The organism is Microlunatus spumicola (genome assembly GCF_039536445.1).
Classification (GTDB): domain Bacteria; phylum Actinomycetota; class Actinomycetes; order Propionibacteriales; family Propionibacteriaceae; genus Microlunatus; species Microlunatus spumicola.
Genome location: NZ_BAAAYR010000002.1, coordinates 550,162 through 563,368, shown reverse-complemented (window position 1 = coordinate 563,368; position 13,207 = coordinate 550,162). Strand labels below are relative to the sequence as shown.

12 protein-coding genes are annotated in these 13,207 nt (G+C 72.8%); 7 read left to right on the top strand and 5 right to left on the bottom strand.

Annotation, left to right across the window (positions count from 1 at the left end):
• Positions 1 to 85: 85 nt before the first annotated feature.
• Positions 86 to 2,062 (bottom strand): DNA topoisomerase (ATP-hydrolyzing) subunit B, encoded by a 1,977-nt coding sequence (gyrB, locus tag ABD665_RS11605; protein ID WP_204913702.1) that lies wholly within the window; start codon positions 2,060 to 2,062, stop codon positions 86 to 88.
• Between the two features lie 521 nt (positions 2,063 to 2,583).
• Here gyrB and ABD665_RS11600 point away from each other — a divergent pair.
• Entirely contained in the window at positions 2,584 to 3,246 is a 663-nt protein-coding gene (locus ABD665_RS11600; RefSeq protein WP_204910520.1) for a hypothetical protein, read from the top strand.
• A gap of 15 nt (positions 3,247 to 3,261) precedes the next feature.
• On the opposite strand, the gene ABD665_RS11595 is transcribed toward ABD665_RS11600, so the two are convergent.
• The 3 genes from ABD665_RS11595 to ABD665_RS11585 form a co-directional block, all read right to left on the bottom strand.
• Positions 3,262 to 3,777 (bottom strand): hypothetical protein, encoded by a 516-nt coding sequence (locus ABD665_RS11595; RefSeq protein ID WP_344742389.1) that lies wholly within the window; start codon positions 3,775 to 3,777, stop codon positions 3,262 to 3,264.
• Between the two features lie 83 nt (positions 3,778 to 3,860).
• Positions 3,861 to 4,436, bottom strand: a complete 576-nt coding sequence (locus tag ABD665_RS11590; RefSeq protein ID WP_204910522.1) for a DUF4352 domain-containing protein — start codon at positions 4,434 to 4,436, stop codon at positions 3,861 to 3,863.
• A complete protein-coding gene (locus tag ABD665_RS11585) occupies positions 4,433 to 5,848 on the bottom strand; it encodes a hypothetical protein (RefSeq protein ID WP_204910523.1) in 1,416 nt (471 codons plus the stop codon). Before ABD665_RS11585 ends, ABD665_RS11590 begins: the two co-directional genes overlap by 4 nt.
• A gap of 131 nt (positions 5,849 to 5,979) precedes the next feature.
• Here ABD665_RS11585 and ABD665_RS11580 point away from each other — a divergent pair, with 131 nt between their 5' ends.
• From ABD665_RS11580 to ABD665_RS11570, 3 genes are all read left to right on the top strand, one after another.
• Positions 5,980 to 7,131, top strand: coding sequence for an S-(hydroxymethyl)mycothiol dehydrogenase (locus ABD665_RS11580; RefSeq protein WP_204910524.1), 1,152 nt, complete (start codon positions 5,980 to 5,982; stop codon positions 7,129 to 7,131).
• Entirely contained in the window at positions 7,128 to 7,730 is a 603-nt protein-coding gene (locus ABD665_RS11575) for an MBL fold metallo-hydrolase (RefSeq protein ID WP_204910525.1), read from the top strand. The genes ABD665_RS11580 and ABD665_RS11575 overlap by 4 nt, the downstream gene beginning before the upstream one ends.
• 231 nt (positions 7,731 to 7,961) lie before the next feature.
• Positions 7,962 to 8,882 carry a hypothetical protein gene (locus ABD665_RS11570; RefSeq protein WP_204910526.1) on the top strand — a complete coding sequence of 307 codons (921 nt, stop codon included), beginning with the start codon at positions 7,962 to 7,964 and terminating at the stop codon, positions 8,880 to 8,882.
• 158 nt (positions 8,883 to 9,040) lie between these two features.
• Here the strand turns inward: ABD665_RS11570 and ABD665_RS11565 are convergent, their stop codons facing one another.
• Positions 9,041 to 10,144 (bottom strand): substrate-binding domain-containing protein, encoded by a 1,104-nt coding sequence (locus ABD665_RS11565; RefSeq protein ID WP_204910527.1) that lies wholly within the window; start codon positions 10,142 to 10,144, stop codon positions 9,041 to 9,043.
• A 100-nt stretch (positions 10,145 to 10,244) separates the two neighbouring features.
• Here ABD665_RS11565 and solA point away from each other — a divergent pair, with 100 nt between their 5' ends.
• From solA to ABD665_RS11550, 3 genes are all read left to right on the top strand, one after another.
• The gene (solA, locus tag ABD665_RS11560) at positions 10,245 to 11,414 is read left to right on the top strand and encodes an N-methyl-L-tryptophan oxidase (RefSeq protein ID WP_204910528.1); all 1,170 of its coding nucleotides are present in this window, start codon (positions 10,245 to 10,247) and stop codon (positions 11,412 to 11,414) included.
• A gap of 95 nt (positions 11,415 to 11,509) precedes the next feature.
• Entirely contained in the window at positions 11,510 to 12,373 is an 864-nt protein-coding gene (locus ABD665_RS11555) for a transporter substrate-binding domain-containing protein (protein WP_204910529.1), read from the top strand.
• Between the two features lie 43 nt (positions 12,374 to 12,416).
• Positions 12,417 to 13,205 (top strand): ABC transporter permease subunit, encoded by a 789-nt coding sequence (locus ABD665_RS11550; protein ID WP_204910530.1) that lies wholly within the window; start codon positions 12,417 to 12,419, stop codon positions 13,203 to 13,205.
• The last annotated feature ends 2 nt before the right edge of the window (positions 13,206 to 13,207 follow it).

Sequence of the window (13,207 nt, the reverse complement as noted above, 5' to 3'; positions counted from 1 at the left end):
CGGAGCGCTAGCGGAGTACGACGGCGAGGGCGGGACGGGGGCCCCACGACCCGACGGCGCAGGACGCAGGCCCAGCGCCCCGAGCTCAGATATCCAAGAAACGGACATCTTTGGCGTTCCGCTGGATGAACTGCCGGCGCTGGTCGACGTCCTCGCCCATCAGGATCGAGAACATCTCGTCGGCGCGGGCGGCGTCGTCGAGCGTCACCTGGAGCAGGATCCGGTTGTCCGGGTCCATCGTGGTCTCCCACAGCTGGTCCGGGTTCATCTCGCCGAGACCCTTGTAGCGCTGGATCTTGTTCTCCTTGGGCAGCCGGTGGCCGGCTTCCTCGCCGGCGCGCAGCAGGGCGTCCCGCTCGGCGTCGTCGTACGCCAGCTGCGGGGTCGCGTTCGTCCAGTTGATCTTGAACAGCGGCGGCTGGGCGAGGTAGACGTAGCCGCCCTCGATGAGGGGCCGCATGAAGCGGAACATCAGCGTCAGCAGGAGCGTACGGATGTGGGCGCCGTCGACGTCGGCGTCGGCCATCATGACAATCTTGTGGTAGCGCAGCTTGGCCACGTCGAAGTCGTCGTGCACGCCGGTGCCGAGGGCGGAGATGATCGCCTGGACCTCGTTGTTCTGCATGATCCGGTCGATCCGCGCCTTCTCGACGTTCAGGATCTTGCCGCGGATCGGGAGGATCGCCTGGATGCGCGGGTCGCGCCCACCCTTGGCGGAACCGCCGGCCGAGTCGCCCTCGACGATGAAGACCTCGCACTCGGCGGGGTTCGTCGACTGGCAGTCGCTCAGCTTGCCGGGCAGGCCGCTGCGTCCGAGCAGGCCCTTGCGGTCGCGGGCGGCGTCGCGGGCCTTGCGGGCCGCGATGCGGGCGATGGCCGCAGCCTGGCCCTTGCGGACGATGATCTTGCCCTCGGTCGGGTTCTCCTCGAACCACGCGCCGAGCTTGTCGTTCATCTCCTGGACCACGAACGAGCGCACCGGGGTGTTGCCGAGCTTGGTCTTGGTCTGGCCCTCGAACTGCGGGTCGGCCAGCTTGACCGAGATGATCGCGGTCAGGCCCTCGCGGATGTCGTCGCCGGAGAGGCGGTCCTCGCGCTTCTTGATCAGGCCCCAGGTCTCGCCCCACTTGTTGGCGGTGTTGGTCAGCGCCGTGCGGAAGCCCTCCTCGTGGGTGCCGCCCTCGTGGGTGTTGATCGTGTTCGCGAAGGTGTGGACCGACTCCTGGTAGGAGGTGTTCCACTGCATGGCGAGCTCGAGGCTCATGCCCAGCGCCTCGCGCTCGGCCTCGAGGGCGATGACCGACGGGTTGAGCGTCTCCTTGCTGCCCGTCAGGTACTTGACGTAGTCGATCAGGCCGTCGGGGTAGCAGAACGTGTCGGAGAAGGGCTTGCCGTTCTCGTCGACGCGGTCCGGCCGCTCGTCGCTGATCGTGATCGTCAGGCCCTTGTTGAGGAAGGCCATCTCGCGGAACCGGGCGACGAGCGTGTCGTACGTGTACGTCGTGGTCTCGAAGATCTCCGGGCTCGCGTAGAACGTGACCGTGGTGCCGGTCTCGTCGGTCGCCTCGTGCTGCTCCAGCGGCCCGTCCGGCGTGCCGAGCGAGAAGGACTGGCTCCAGCGGTAGCCGTCGCGGCGCACCTGGACGGTCAGGTGCGACGACAGCGCGTTGACCACAGAGACGCCGACGCCGTGCAGGCCGCCCGAGACCTTGTAGCCGCCGGTGCCGAACTTGCCGCCCGCGTGGAGCACGGTCAGCGCCAGGGTGACGGCGGGGATCTTCTCGGTCGGGTGCTCCTTGACCGGGATGCCGCGACCGTTGTCGATCACGCGGATGCCGCCCTCGGGCAGGATCGTCACGTCGATCGTGTCGCAGTAGCCGGCGAGCGCCTCGTCGACGGAGTTGTCGACGACCTCGTAGACGAGGTGGTGCAGACCACGCTCGCCGGTCGACCCGATGTACATGCCGGGGCGCTTGCGGACGGCCTCGAGGCCCTCGAGCACGGTGATCGACGAGGAGTCGTAGACGCCGGCCTCGACGTTGGACGCCTTGAGCCGCGCGATGTCGAAGTCGGAGCGGGCGTCGTCGGCCTCGAGGTCCGGGTGCGGCACGCCGGTGATGCCCTGCTCGTCACCGCTCAGCCCGGCGTCGTCCACGGGCGCGCCGTCCTCGGGAGGCAGGGCGTAGCCCTCGGCGGGGCCGGCGCCGTCCTGGTCGTCACGGTCGGCGGGAAGGTCGGGCAGGTCCGTCACGGGCGATGGGCTCCCTGGGTCGGAGGCGGTGCCGCGGGCGCGCGCGTGCCCACCCGTCGGGGCGGTCGGATGCGCGTGGTCGCGGGCTGACGGGCCGTCGGGAACTGCAGGACCTCTCGGGCACCGTCGTGAACGTGTCCAGTCTACTCGGTCCCCTGCGCCGAACCCGCTCCGGAGGGACCGCGATTCCGCTCTGACGGCCCTGCAGGGCCGTCAGGAGCCGTTCGACCCCCGGGTCCGGCTCCCCGTACGGGGGAACGGGTCGGCCGCGCAGAGCCGTCGTGACGCCGAGATCGGCCCCGCGGACCCCTCGCGTCCCTAGACTGACGGCCGTGACGGCCCCCGGGGCGGCTCCGACCGCCGACCGCGACGCGGACGAGCAGGCGAACGAGCAGGCGGACGAGCAGGCCCGCGAGGAGGCCCGGCTCCGCCTCCGCCGCGGTCGGCTGGTGACCGCGGTCGTGGCCGGCGCGCTCGCGCTGGTGGTCGGGGTCGTCGCGCTGCTGGGCGGGTTCCGGGAGCGCACGGACCGGCTGGTCGCGGTGCCGACGGGCTCGACGATCGCGACCGGCCCGTACGAGGTCACCGTCGCCCGGGCCACGGTCCAGCACCGCACCTCGTCCGCGCAGTGGGAGGTCGTCGCCTCCGGCACGGTGCGGACCACCGGCACGACGAGCATCGACCCGCCGGTCGGCGACGCGGGCTTCCTCTACGCGCGGGGGGAGGGCGGGGAGGTGCAGGCGAGCACGCGGATCACGCTCGGCGACAGCACCGCCAGCCAGACCCAGGACACCCTCACGCCCGGCCTGCCCCCGGTCCCGTGGGCGGTCACGTTCCGCTTCACCGCGGACCCCGGGAACCGCGTCTTCGTGGCCGTCTTCGACCAGGAGTACACGACGCCGTACCTCTTCAGCGACGAGAAGTCCTGGCGCTCGACCAGCGACGCGTCGACCATGACCGTGGCGCTCGAGCCCCTGCCCGACGCGGACTACTGAGCCGCGGACCCGGGCTCAGGCCGGGGGTCGCAGCAGCGGGTAGGAGCGCCAGCTGTACTGGTTGAGCGCGAGGCCGGCCACCTCGTCGGCCTCCTCGACGGGCACCTGGTAGCCGAGCACGAAGGGGTAGGTCCTGCCGAGCTCGACGTCCTCCGGGTCGGGCGCGCAGGACTCGCCCTCGTGCGTCGGCCCGACGCCCTCGGGCTCCCAGGAGCGGCCGTCGGTGGAGACCAGGTTCATCGTGCAGAGGAGGTAGTCCTCGCGCACGCGCGGCGTCACCTCGAGCTGGGCGACCACCCACACGGCGCCCGGCTCGGCCGCACCGGGCCCGCCGCCGATCTCGCGGCCCCACCCCTCGGTCTGGCGCAGCGACAGCAGGCGGAAGTCGGCCGTCCGGGAGTGCGCGACCCCGCCCGGCTCGACCGGGGCGTAGCGCGGCGGGTCGAGGTGCGTGGAGGAGTAGGTGAGCTCGACGACCAGGTAGACCAGCACCAGCAGCGCGGCGATCGCGGCCGCCAACCAGGCGCGCACCCGGGCCTCGGGCAGCCGCGTCCGCCTTCGCACGGGGGCCGGCGCGGGGACGGGCGGTGGCGGTGGCGGTGGGACACGGCTGCTCACGGCAGCGCCCTCGTCACGTCGTCGCGCACCACGACCACCGACCGTCCCGTGCCCGCCTCCACCCAGGAGCGGGCGTTGGCCGAAGTGATGCCGAGCGGGGTCCGGGTGCGCTGGTAGTAGCGGAACACCAGGCCCTGGTCCCACAGCTCGAGGGTCAGGTCGTCGATCCGGGCGGGGTCGACCTCGTAGACGAGGTCCCGGGCCGTCTCGAAGCCGGGGTCCGCGCGGACGGACGCCCCGAGGCTGAAGGCGGGCAGGTAGGTGACCCCGCCCTGCGCGAGGAGGTGGCTGCTGGCGGCCGCGAGCCGGTCGCGCCCGGTCGCCCGCACCGCCACGTTCACGACCACGAAGAGCCCGTTCGTGCGGTAGCGCTCGTCGCCCTCGCGCACCTCCGTCGCGACCCGGACGTCGCTGACGCGGACCTGGCCCGACCCGTACGCGGTCACCTGGTCGAGCGGCACCCGGACCAGCTCGTACTCGTTCGGCGGTTCGCTGAGGCGGTAGGCGATCGCCGCCACCGTGACGAGCAGGGTGGCCAGGACGGCCGCCACCACCCGCGACCGCGCGATCACGCGACGACCCCGGCCGGGCCCTCGGCGGCGGCGGCCTGCGGCGGCCGACGCAGGACGGACGCCTCGGCCCCGGCGGCCGTGCGCTGCTGGAACAGCTCGAGGCAGCGGCGGAAGGCGACGGCGAGCAGGCAGAGCCGCAGCGGTTCCCAGGGCAGGGCGTCGACCAGGTCGAGCAGCGGTCCGGCGCGGTACCAGAAGTCGATGTCGTGGCCGCCGAGGACGGCGAGGTAGAGCCGCTGCACGGTGTTCTGCGCGACGATCACCGCCGTGTAGACGAGCACGAACGCCCCGAGGAAGCCCGCCCCGGCGCCGAGGACGAGCCGGAGCGAGTGGAAGGTCGGCAGGTACTTGTCGTCGATGTCGCCCAGGAACGCCTCGCGCACCTCGCTGCCGACCCGTGCGACCCCGGGCGGGGTCGCGGGACGGAGCGCCCGCTTGTCCCCGCGCCGGTCGAACCGCGAGGCCCCGACCACGCGGGCGGCGGCGGGCCGGCCGCGGCGCCACAGGTCGGCGAGCGAGAGCACCTGCGAGCCGTAGACCAGCGCGGCGACCGCGAGCCAGATGATCGGCTGCGAGACCACCGTCCAGAACATCGGCCAGACCGGGTCGGCGAGGAAGCCGGCGAACCGGTGCAGGAGCTCGGGCAGCTGCAGGTGGAGCGCGGCGAGGCCGCGCTCGACGGTCCGGCCGACGGCGTCCAGCCACGCGAACACCTCGCGGTCGGCCAGCCACTCCCTCGGGCGGCGCAGCAGGACGAACCCGCCGAAGATCACGACGAGGATGAAGAACGACTCGACGACGGCCGTGAGGATGCCGAGCAGGCCGACGCCGGTCCGCTCGTGCAGGTGGTCGACCAGGCGCCGCAGGAGGTAGACCCCGAGCAGGAGGCCGACCATGCCCCAGGGGTGCTGCTCGGCCAGGCCGCGGACCTCGCTCAGCACCGAGGGGCCGCCGGAGAGCGCGCCGTTGCGGAAGAGCTGGTCGTTGGCCAGCCGCCCGGCCTGCTGGTCGACCAGCCCGAAGGCGGAGTAGAGGCCGAGGAACGGCAGCAGCGTCACGGCCACGAGCCGGCTCAGGCTGCTGTCGCGCCCGTCGTCGACCCCCGTGCCCTCCTCGCGCGGGACGAGGGCGCGGATGCCGAGCTCCTCGCCGCACAGCCGCAGGATCACGACGATGGCCACGAGGCTGAAGAGGAAGCTGGCGGAGAAGACGACCACCGCGCCCCAGCCGCTGGTGTCGCCCACGATCGCGGCGACCCGTACGGCGATCGCGTCCCCCAGCCAGCCGAGCAGCCAGACGGCCATGATCTGGGGGAAGAGGCGGACGAAGACGGTGAGGGTGTCGCGCACGAGGATGACCACGTCGCCGGTGAGCGCCGAACCGGCACGCGCGACCAGGTGGTCGGTGCTCACACCCCTCCTCGGGCCTGCTTCGGGCGACGTCGGCCCCCAAGGTAAAGGATCGGGGGTGCGTACGAGCGCCCTACGATGACTCGACCGCCGGGCGGCAGGCCGGGCCGGTCACGGACGAAGGGAGAGGTCACGTGCCTCAGCAGGTGCAGGGGATCATCGCGCGGAGCAAGGGCGCACCCGTCGAGAAGGTCACGATCAACGTGCCGGACGCGGGCCCGGGCGAGGCGGTGGTCAGGGTCCTGACCTGCGGCGTGTGCCACACCGACCTGCACTACCGCGAGGGCGGGATCGGCGACGACTACCCCTACCTGCTCGGCCACGAGGCCGCGGGGATCGTCGAGCAGGTCGGCGACGACGTGCGCGACCTCGAGCCCGGCGACTACGTCATCCTCAACTGGCGCGCCGTCTGCGGCACCTGCCGTGCCTGCAAGCGCGGCCGGCCCTGGTACTGCTTCAACACCTTCAACGCGACGCAGAAGATGACGCTCGAGGACGGCACCGAGCTGTCCCCCGCGCTCGGCATCGGCGCGTTCATCGACAAGACCCTCGTCGCCGCCGGCCAGTGCACCAAGGTCGACCCGAAGGCGCGTCCGGCCGCGGCGGGCCTGCTCGGCTGCGGCGTGATGGCCGGCCTGGGCGCGGCGATCAACACCGGCAACGTCACCCGCGGCGACTCGGTCGCGGTCATCGGCTGCGGCGGCGTCGGGGCGGCCGCGGTCGCCGGGGCGCGGCTGGCCGGGGCGGGCACGATCATCGCCATCGACGTGGACGACCGGAAGCTCGCCGTCGCCCGCGCGCTCGGCGCGACCGAGGCGGTCAACGCCCGCGACGCGGACCCGGTCGAGGCGATGCAGGCCCTGACCGGCGGGTTCGGCCCGGACGTCGTCATCGACGCGGTCGGGCGGCCCGAGACCTGGCTCCAGGCCTTCTACGGCCGCGACCTCGCCGGCACCGTCGTGCTGGTCGGCGTCCCCACGCCGGAGATGACGCTCGAGCTGCCGCTGCTCGACGTGTTCGGGCGCGGCGGCTCGCTGAAGTCGAGCTGGTACGGCGACTGCCTGCCCAGCCGGGACTTCCCGATGCTGGTCGACCTCTACCTGCAGGGCCGGCTGCCGCTGGACACCTTCGTCACCGAGGAGATCGGCATCGACGACGTCGAGGAGGGCTTCGCCGCCATGAAGTCCGGCGACATCCTGCGCTCGGTCGTCATCCTCGACCCCACGTCGCCGGTCGAGCTCGGCGGCACGTCGAACTCCGCCGCGCCCGGCGAGGTCACCGCGTGAGCGCCCGGGTCGACCACACGGTCACCTCGGGGACGTTCAGCCTGGACGGGCAGACGTACGACGTCGACAACAACGTCTGGGTCGTCGGCGACGACGAGGAGTGCCTGGTCATCGACGCCCCGCACGACGTCGAGGCGATTCTGGGCGTCGTCGGCAAGCGCCGCGTCGTCGCGATCGCCTGCACGCACGGCCACGACGACCACGTCCGGTTCGCGCCGGACCTCGGCCACGTCACCGGCGCCCCCGTGCTGCTCAACCCCGCCGAGCGCGAGGTGTGGTCGCTGACCCACGACCAGGCGCCCGACGGCGACCTCGTCGACGGCCAGACCCTCACCGTGGCCGGCACCACGCTGCAGGTCATCGCCACGCCGGGGCACTCCCCCGGCGGCGTCTGCCTCTACGCGCCCGACCTCGGCGTCCTGTTCACCGGGGACACACTGTTCAACGGCGGCCCGGGAGCGACCGGGCGGTCGTTCAGCGACAAGGACACCCTCGTCGCCTCGATCCGCGCACGCCTGTTCGCCCTCCCCGACGACACCGTCGTCCACACCGGCCACGGCGACGACACCACCCTCGGCGCCGAGCGCGCGAACGTCTGACGCAGGGTTCGCCGGGGCCGCTCAGCACGCCCCCTCAGCCCCGGTTCCACGTCTGCTCGATCTTGTGTCGTCTGCGCGTATTCAAACACGCGCAGACGACACAAAGGCGAGCAGACGCATCCGGGGTGGCGGGAGGGGCGTTCGAGCAAGGGCAGTGGCCGGCGGGTTCCTGGGAGAAGTGGCCTGTGCACAACTGGTCTCGAGGGTGTCCGGCCGTGGTCGGCTGTCCGTGTGGAGGACATCCGACTGGCCCGCGAGCTCGTGCAGAGCGGGCTCAACCCCGTCGCCATCCGTTCGGCGGTCGGCACCGGGTCCCTGCGACGGGTGCGGCGCGGGGCGTACGTCGAGGTCGCTGAGCTCGACGACGACCCGACCCGGCTGCACCGCCGGCAGATCGTCGCGACGCTCAAGCAGGGCCACCCGCGCTCGGTGGTGAGCCACGGTTCCGCGGCGGTGCTGCGCTCGCTCGGCGTCCCCCGAAGCGCGCTCGACCGCGTGCACCTCACGCGAGACCGGCAGGGCGGCGGGCAGCGCCGCGCCTGGCTCCAGGTCCACGGTCATCCCTTGCCGCCCGAGCACGTCTCGGAGGTCAGGGGGATCCCGACCACCACGCTGCCGAGGACCGTCGTCGACCTCGCCTGCGTCCTGCCGCTCCCGGACGCGGTCGCCGTCGGAGACGGGGCCCTGCGTCTCGGGGCCACCACCCCTGGGGACCTCGAGCAGGTGCTAGCGACCTTCGGTGCACGCCGGGGCGTCGGGACCGCTCGGCGGGCCCTCGGCCTGCTCGACGGCCGCAGCGAGAGCTACGGCGAGTCCGTCAGCCGGGTCCTGATGCTCCAGGCCGGGCTTCCAGCACCCGAACCCCAACTGCTCGTCCGCGACGAGCGTGGCGTGGTCGTGGCGCGCGTCGACTTCGCGTGGCCCGAGCTCGGCGTGGTCGGGGAGTTCGACGGCCGGGTGAAGTACGGCCGCAGCCTGGCGCCCGACGAGGACCCGACGAAGGCCCTCTGGCGCGAGAAGGTCCGCGAGGACCTGATCCGGGACCTGGGCTGGCAGGTCGTCCGGTGGATCTGGGCCGACCTCGACGACCCGGCGGCCTGGTTCGCGCGGCTCGAGCGCGCTTTCGCGCGCGGCCACGCCATGCCCGTCTGATCGCTTCCCCCTCGGCGCGGCTGCCGCCACCTCCGCGTACGTCTGCTCGATCTTGTGTCGTCTGCGCGTGTTCAAACACGCGCAGACGACACAAAGGCGAGCAGACACAGAGCCGGGCTACGCCAGCGCCGGGCTGCGGCGGCGGGTGCCTGGATGGGCTAAGCGCCTACGGAACCGCCGGTGGAGGCGCGGGCCTGGAAGGTCGTGGGGAGGACGACGTCGGTGCAGGGGCTCGTCGGGTCGGCGAGCCTCCTCGTGACGAGCTCGAGGGCGGCGCGGCCGAGGGCGGCGACGGGCTGGGTCACGGTCGAGAGGGGCGGGGTGGTGACGCGGGACCAGGCGGGTTCGTCGCCGGCGACGACGGCGACGTCGCCGGGGACCGCGAAGCCGGCGTCGGCGATGGCCCGCAGCACGCCGAGCGCGATGACGCTGTCGGACGCGAACACGGCGGTCGGGCGGTCGGGGCGGGCGAGCAGCTCGCGGGTGGCCGCGTACGCCGCCTCCTCGCCGAAGGGGCAGAGCGCGAGGTAGCGGGTCGGCTCGTCGACGACCTCGGCGAGCGCCGCGAGGTAGGCCCGGATGCGGTCGCCGCCGCTGGAGACCAGCTCGTCGACGACGAGGGGCGCGCCCGGCGGGTGCCCGTGCGGGCCGGCGGCGGACGAGACGTAGCCGATGCGGCGGTGACCCTGCCCGATCAGCTCGGCCATGGCCAGGGCGGCGCCGGCGCCGTTGTCGGCGTAGACCCGGTCGGCGTCGAGCCCGATCACGCGCCGGTCGAGCAGCACCACCGGAACCCCCTCCGCCTGCGCCTGCGCCAGGTGGCGGCCGTCGGTCCGTGACGCCGCGGCGACGACCATCCCCGCGACGCGCTGGTCGAGCAGCAGGTGCACGGCGGCGCGCTCGGCCTCGAGCTCCTCGTCGGTGTTCAGCACCATGATCTCGAGCCCGGCCGCCTTCGCCGCGTCGCTGATGCTGCGGGTGCTCTGGCCGAAGAACGGGCTGGCGATGTCGGCGACGACGACGCCGACGGTGGTCGTGGTGCCGTTCCGGGTGTTGCGCGCCGGCAGGTTCGGCCGGTAGCCGAGGGCGGCGGCCGCGGCGAGCACCCGGTCGCGGGCGGCCGCGCTCGCGGAACCGTAGCCGCCGAGCGCCCGGGCCGCCGTCGCGCGCGAGACGCCGGCGCGCTGGGCGACCTCCGTGAGCGTCACCGAGGGTGGCCGACGGTCCACGAGGTCGTCGACGCGGTCGACCCCGTCCACCACGCGGCTGATGTTACGTGGACGTTCCACTTCCGGATCCGTTCGAGAAAGGTGGCGTTCAGGTCTTGATATCGATATCACTCTTCCGCCAGGATCACTGGGCATGACCTCCCCCTCGCCCTCGAGCCCCGTCACGCAGCCGTACGACGCCGACTACGCCGTCGTCGGTCTGGGCGCCATGGGGTCGCACGCCTTCTGGCGGCTCGCGGCCCGCGGCGCCGACGTCCTCGGCTTCGAGCAGTTCCGTCCCGGGCACAACCAGGGCTCCACGCACGGCTCGACCCGGCTGTTCCGCACCCTCTGCCTCGAGCACCCGGGCCTGGTGCCCGTCGCCCGCCGCTCGCTCGCCCTGTGGCGCGAGCTCGAGGAGCAGACCGGGCTCCCGATCGTGCGGATCACCGGCGGGCTCATGATCGGCCGACCCGGCTCGGAGATCATCAACGGGGTCCGTGAGGCGGCCGAGGTGCACGGCGTCGAGGTCCGCACGCTGACCGCCGCGGAGATCCGCAAGGAGTTCCCGCAGCACGCCGGCATCGACGACGAGGACGTCGCGATCCTCGACCCCGAGGCCGGCGTCGGGCGCCCGGAGAACGCGGTGCTCGCCGCGACCCGCGCGGCCGAGGCCGCCGGCGGACGGCTGGTCGAGCGCGTCGCCGTCAGCGGGATCGAGCTCGTCGACGGCGGCGTGATCATCAGGACGGCGGCCCGCGACTTCACCGTGCGCCAGGTGATCGTCACGGCCGGCCCCTGGATGTACCAGCTGCTGCCCTCGCTGCCCTACCAGCCGATCCGTACGCCGCTCACCTGGTTCACGCCGGCGGTGGACGCGGCCGAGTTCGACCTCGGCCGGTTCCCGACCTTCATCCGGGAGCTGCCCGACGGCAACCGCATGTGGGGCCACGGCTCCGACACCGACCACGCGGTCAAGATCGGCCCCGAGGACGACCCGCACTACACGCTGGTCAACCCCGACGAGGTCGACCGCAGCATCTCCCCCGCCGACTACACGCTCGTCTCCGAGCTCGTGTCGCGCTACCTGCCGGGCCTGCAGCCGGAACCCACCTCGGCCGCCCCCTGCATGATCACCCGCTCGCCCGACATGCAGTTCATCCTCGGCCGCCCGCACGGCGACCCCCGCCTGCTCGTCGGCGGCGGCGACTCCGGCCACGCCTTCAAGCACGCGTCCGGGCTCGGCGAGGCGCTCGCCCAGATGGCCGTCGGCGAGCCGACCTACACCGACTTCACCTTCACCGACCCCGACCGCTTCCTCTGAACCCCAGCAGGTCAGCACGGCACGTCCCGGCCCCCCGGCCGACCCGTCCACCCCACCGAACGGCACCCCGCCGTCGCCCCGAAAGCAGGCCCGACATGATCCCCTCCTCCCTCTCCCGCCGTACGGTGCTCCGCGGCGGGGCCGCCGCGGTGCTGGCCGGCCTCGTCGGCACCACGTACGCCTGCGGCTCCGACGACGTCGCGGCGCCCGCCGCCGAGGTCGGCGCCAGCGGCATCAAGACGATCAAGGCCGGCGTGCTGTCGGTGGCGACGATGTCCGACGCCAAGCCGAACTGCTGGATCGAGAACGGCGAGTTCAAGGGCTTCGACCTCGACCTCGCGCGGGCGGTCGGCGCCAAGCTCGGCCTGGCCGTCGAGTTCGCGGCGATCGACTTCCCGGCCATGTTCCCGGCGGTGGCGCAGGGCCGCTACGACATGGGCGCGGCCTCGTCGGCCGGCACGGTCGAGCGGCAGAAGGTCGTCGACTTCAGCGCGGGCTACCTCGGCGGCTACCTGGGCGTCCTCACCACGAAGACCTCGGGCATCACCGACCAGAACGCCAGCACCGACGGCAAGCGCCTCGGCCTCCTGCAGGGCTCGATCCAGGAGGCGTACGCGAAGAAGTTCCTGCCCGGCGCGACGCTCGTGATGTTCCCGGACAACAACGCCGGCGTCGCCGCGCTGCAGACCGGCCGCGTCGACGGCTACTTCCTCGACTTCGTCGTGGGCACCGACTACATCGACCAGCACCCGGACCTGGTGCAGCCGATCGCGGTCCCTGCCTTCGACCAGCCCGCCGCGTTCCCGATCAAGAAGGGCAACACGGCGCTCAAGGAGGGCGTCGACAAGGCCATCGGCGAGCTCGTCCAGGACGGCACCTGGATGCGCCTCTACACGCAGTACTTCACCAAGGCGCCCAAGCCGACCGACCTGCCCCCGTACGCGCTCCCCACCGCCTGACCGGACCGGCTGCCCCCGCACGACGAGGCCCGAGGAGGCCGAGATGGACAACTTTCTGCAGACGTTCCTCGACTGGGACCTGATCTCGGAGGTCCTGCCCGACCTGCTGACCACCGGGATCAAGAACACGCTGCTGCTCGCGCTGGGGGCGTCCGTCGTCGGCTTCGTCGTGGCCCTGCCGCTGGCCCTGATGGGGCTGTCGCACCGGCGGGTCCTGCGCTGGCCGGCGCGCGTCTTCACCGACGTGTTCCGGGGGCTGCCGGCGATCCTCACGATCCTGCTCTTCGGGCAGGCCCTGTCCCCGCTGGGCATGAGCCTCTTCGGGCCGTCGCCCTTCCCGCTGGCCATCGTGGCGCTCGGGCTGATCACCGCCGCGTACACCGGCGAGATCCTGCGTGCCGGCATCCAGAGCGTGGAGAAGGGTCAGCTCGAGGCGGCCCGCGCGCTCGGCATGAGCTACGGCGCCGCGATGCGGCTGGCGGTGGTGCCGCAGGGCATCCGCCGCGTGATCCCGACGCTGGTCAACCAGTTCATCGCGGTGATCAAGGACAGCAGCCTCGTCTACACGCTCGGCCTCGTCGCCGGCGAGCGGGAGATCTTCCGGATCGGGCAGGACGCCTCGGTCAGCAACGCGAACCTCTCCCCGCTCGTCGCCGCCGGGCTCGTCTACCTGCTGCTGACGGTGCCCCTCACCCACGTCGTGAACGCGATCGACAAGCGTCTGCGCGAGGGCCGCACCCCGTTCGAGGAGCCGCCGGCCGCGCTGCCCGACGGACCCGCCCCTGTCCCGGCGGCCACCGCGGACGACCTGCTGCCGCTCGGCCGGCACTGACC

What these genes read in the sequence shown, in the direction of transcription:
- solA (WP_204910528.1), top strand. Translation starts at nt 10,245, where the DNA reads ATGACCTCCCCCTCGCCCTCGAGCCCCGTCACGCAGCCGTACGACGCC.
- ABD665_RS11555 (WP_204910529.1), top strand. Translation starts at nt 11,510, where the DNA reads ATGATCCCCTCCTCCCTCTCCCGCCGTACGGTGCTCCGCGGCGGGGCC.
- ABD665_RS11550 (WP_204910530.1), top strand. Translation starts at nt 12,417, where the DNA reads ATGGACAACTTTCTGCAGACGTTCCTCGACTGGGACCTGATCTCGGAG.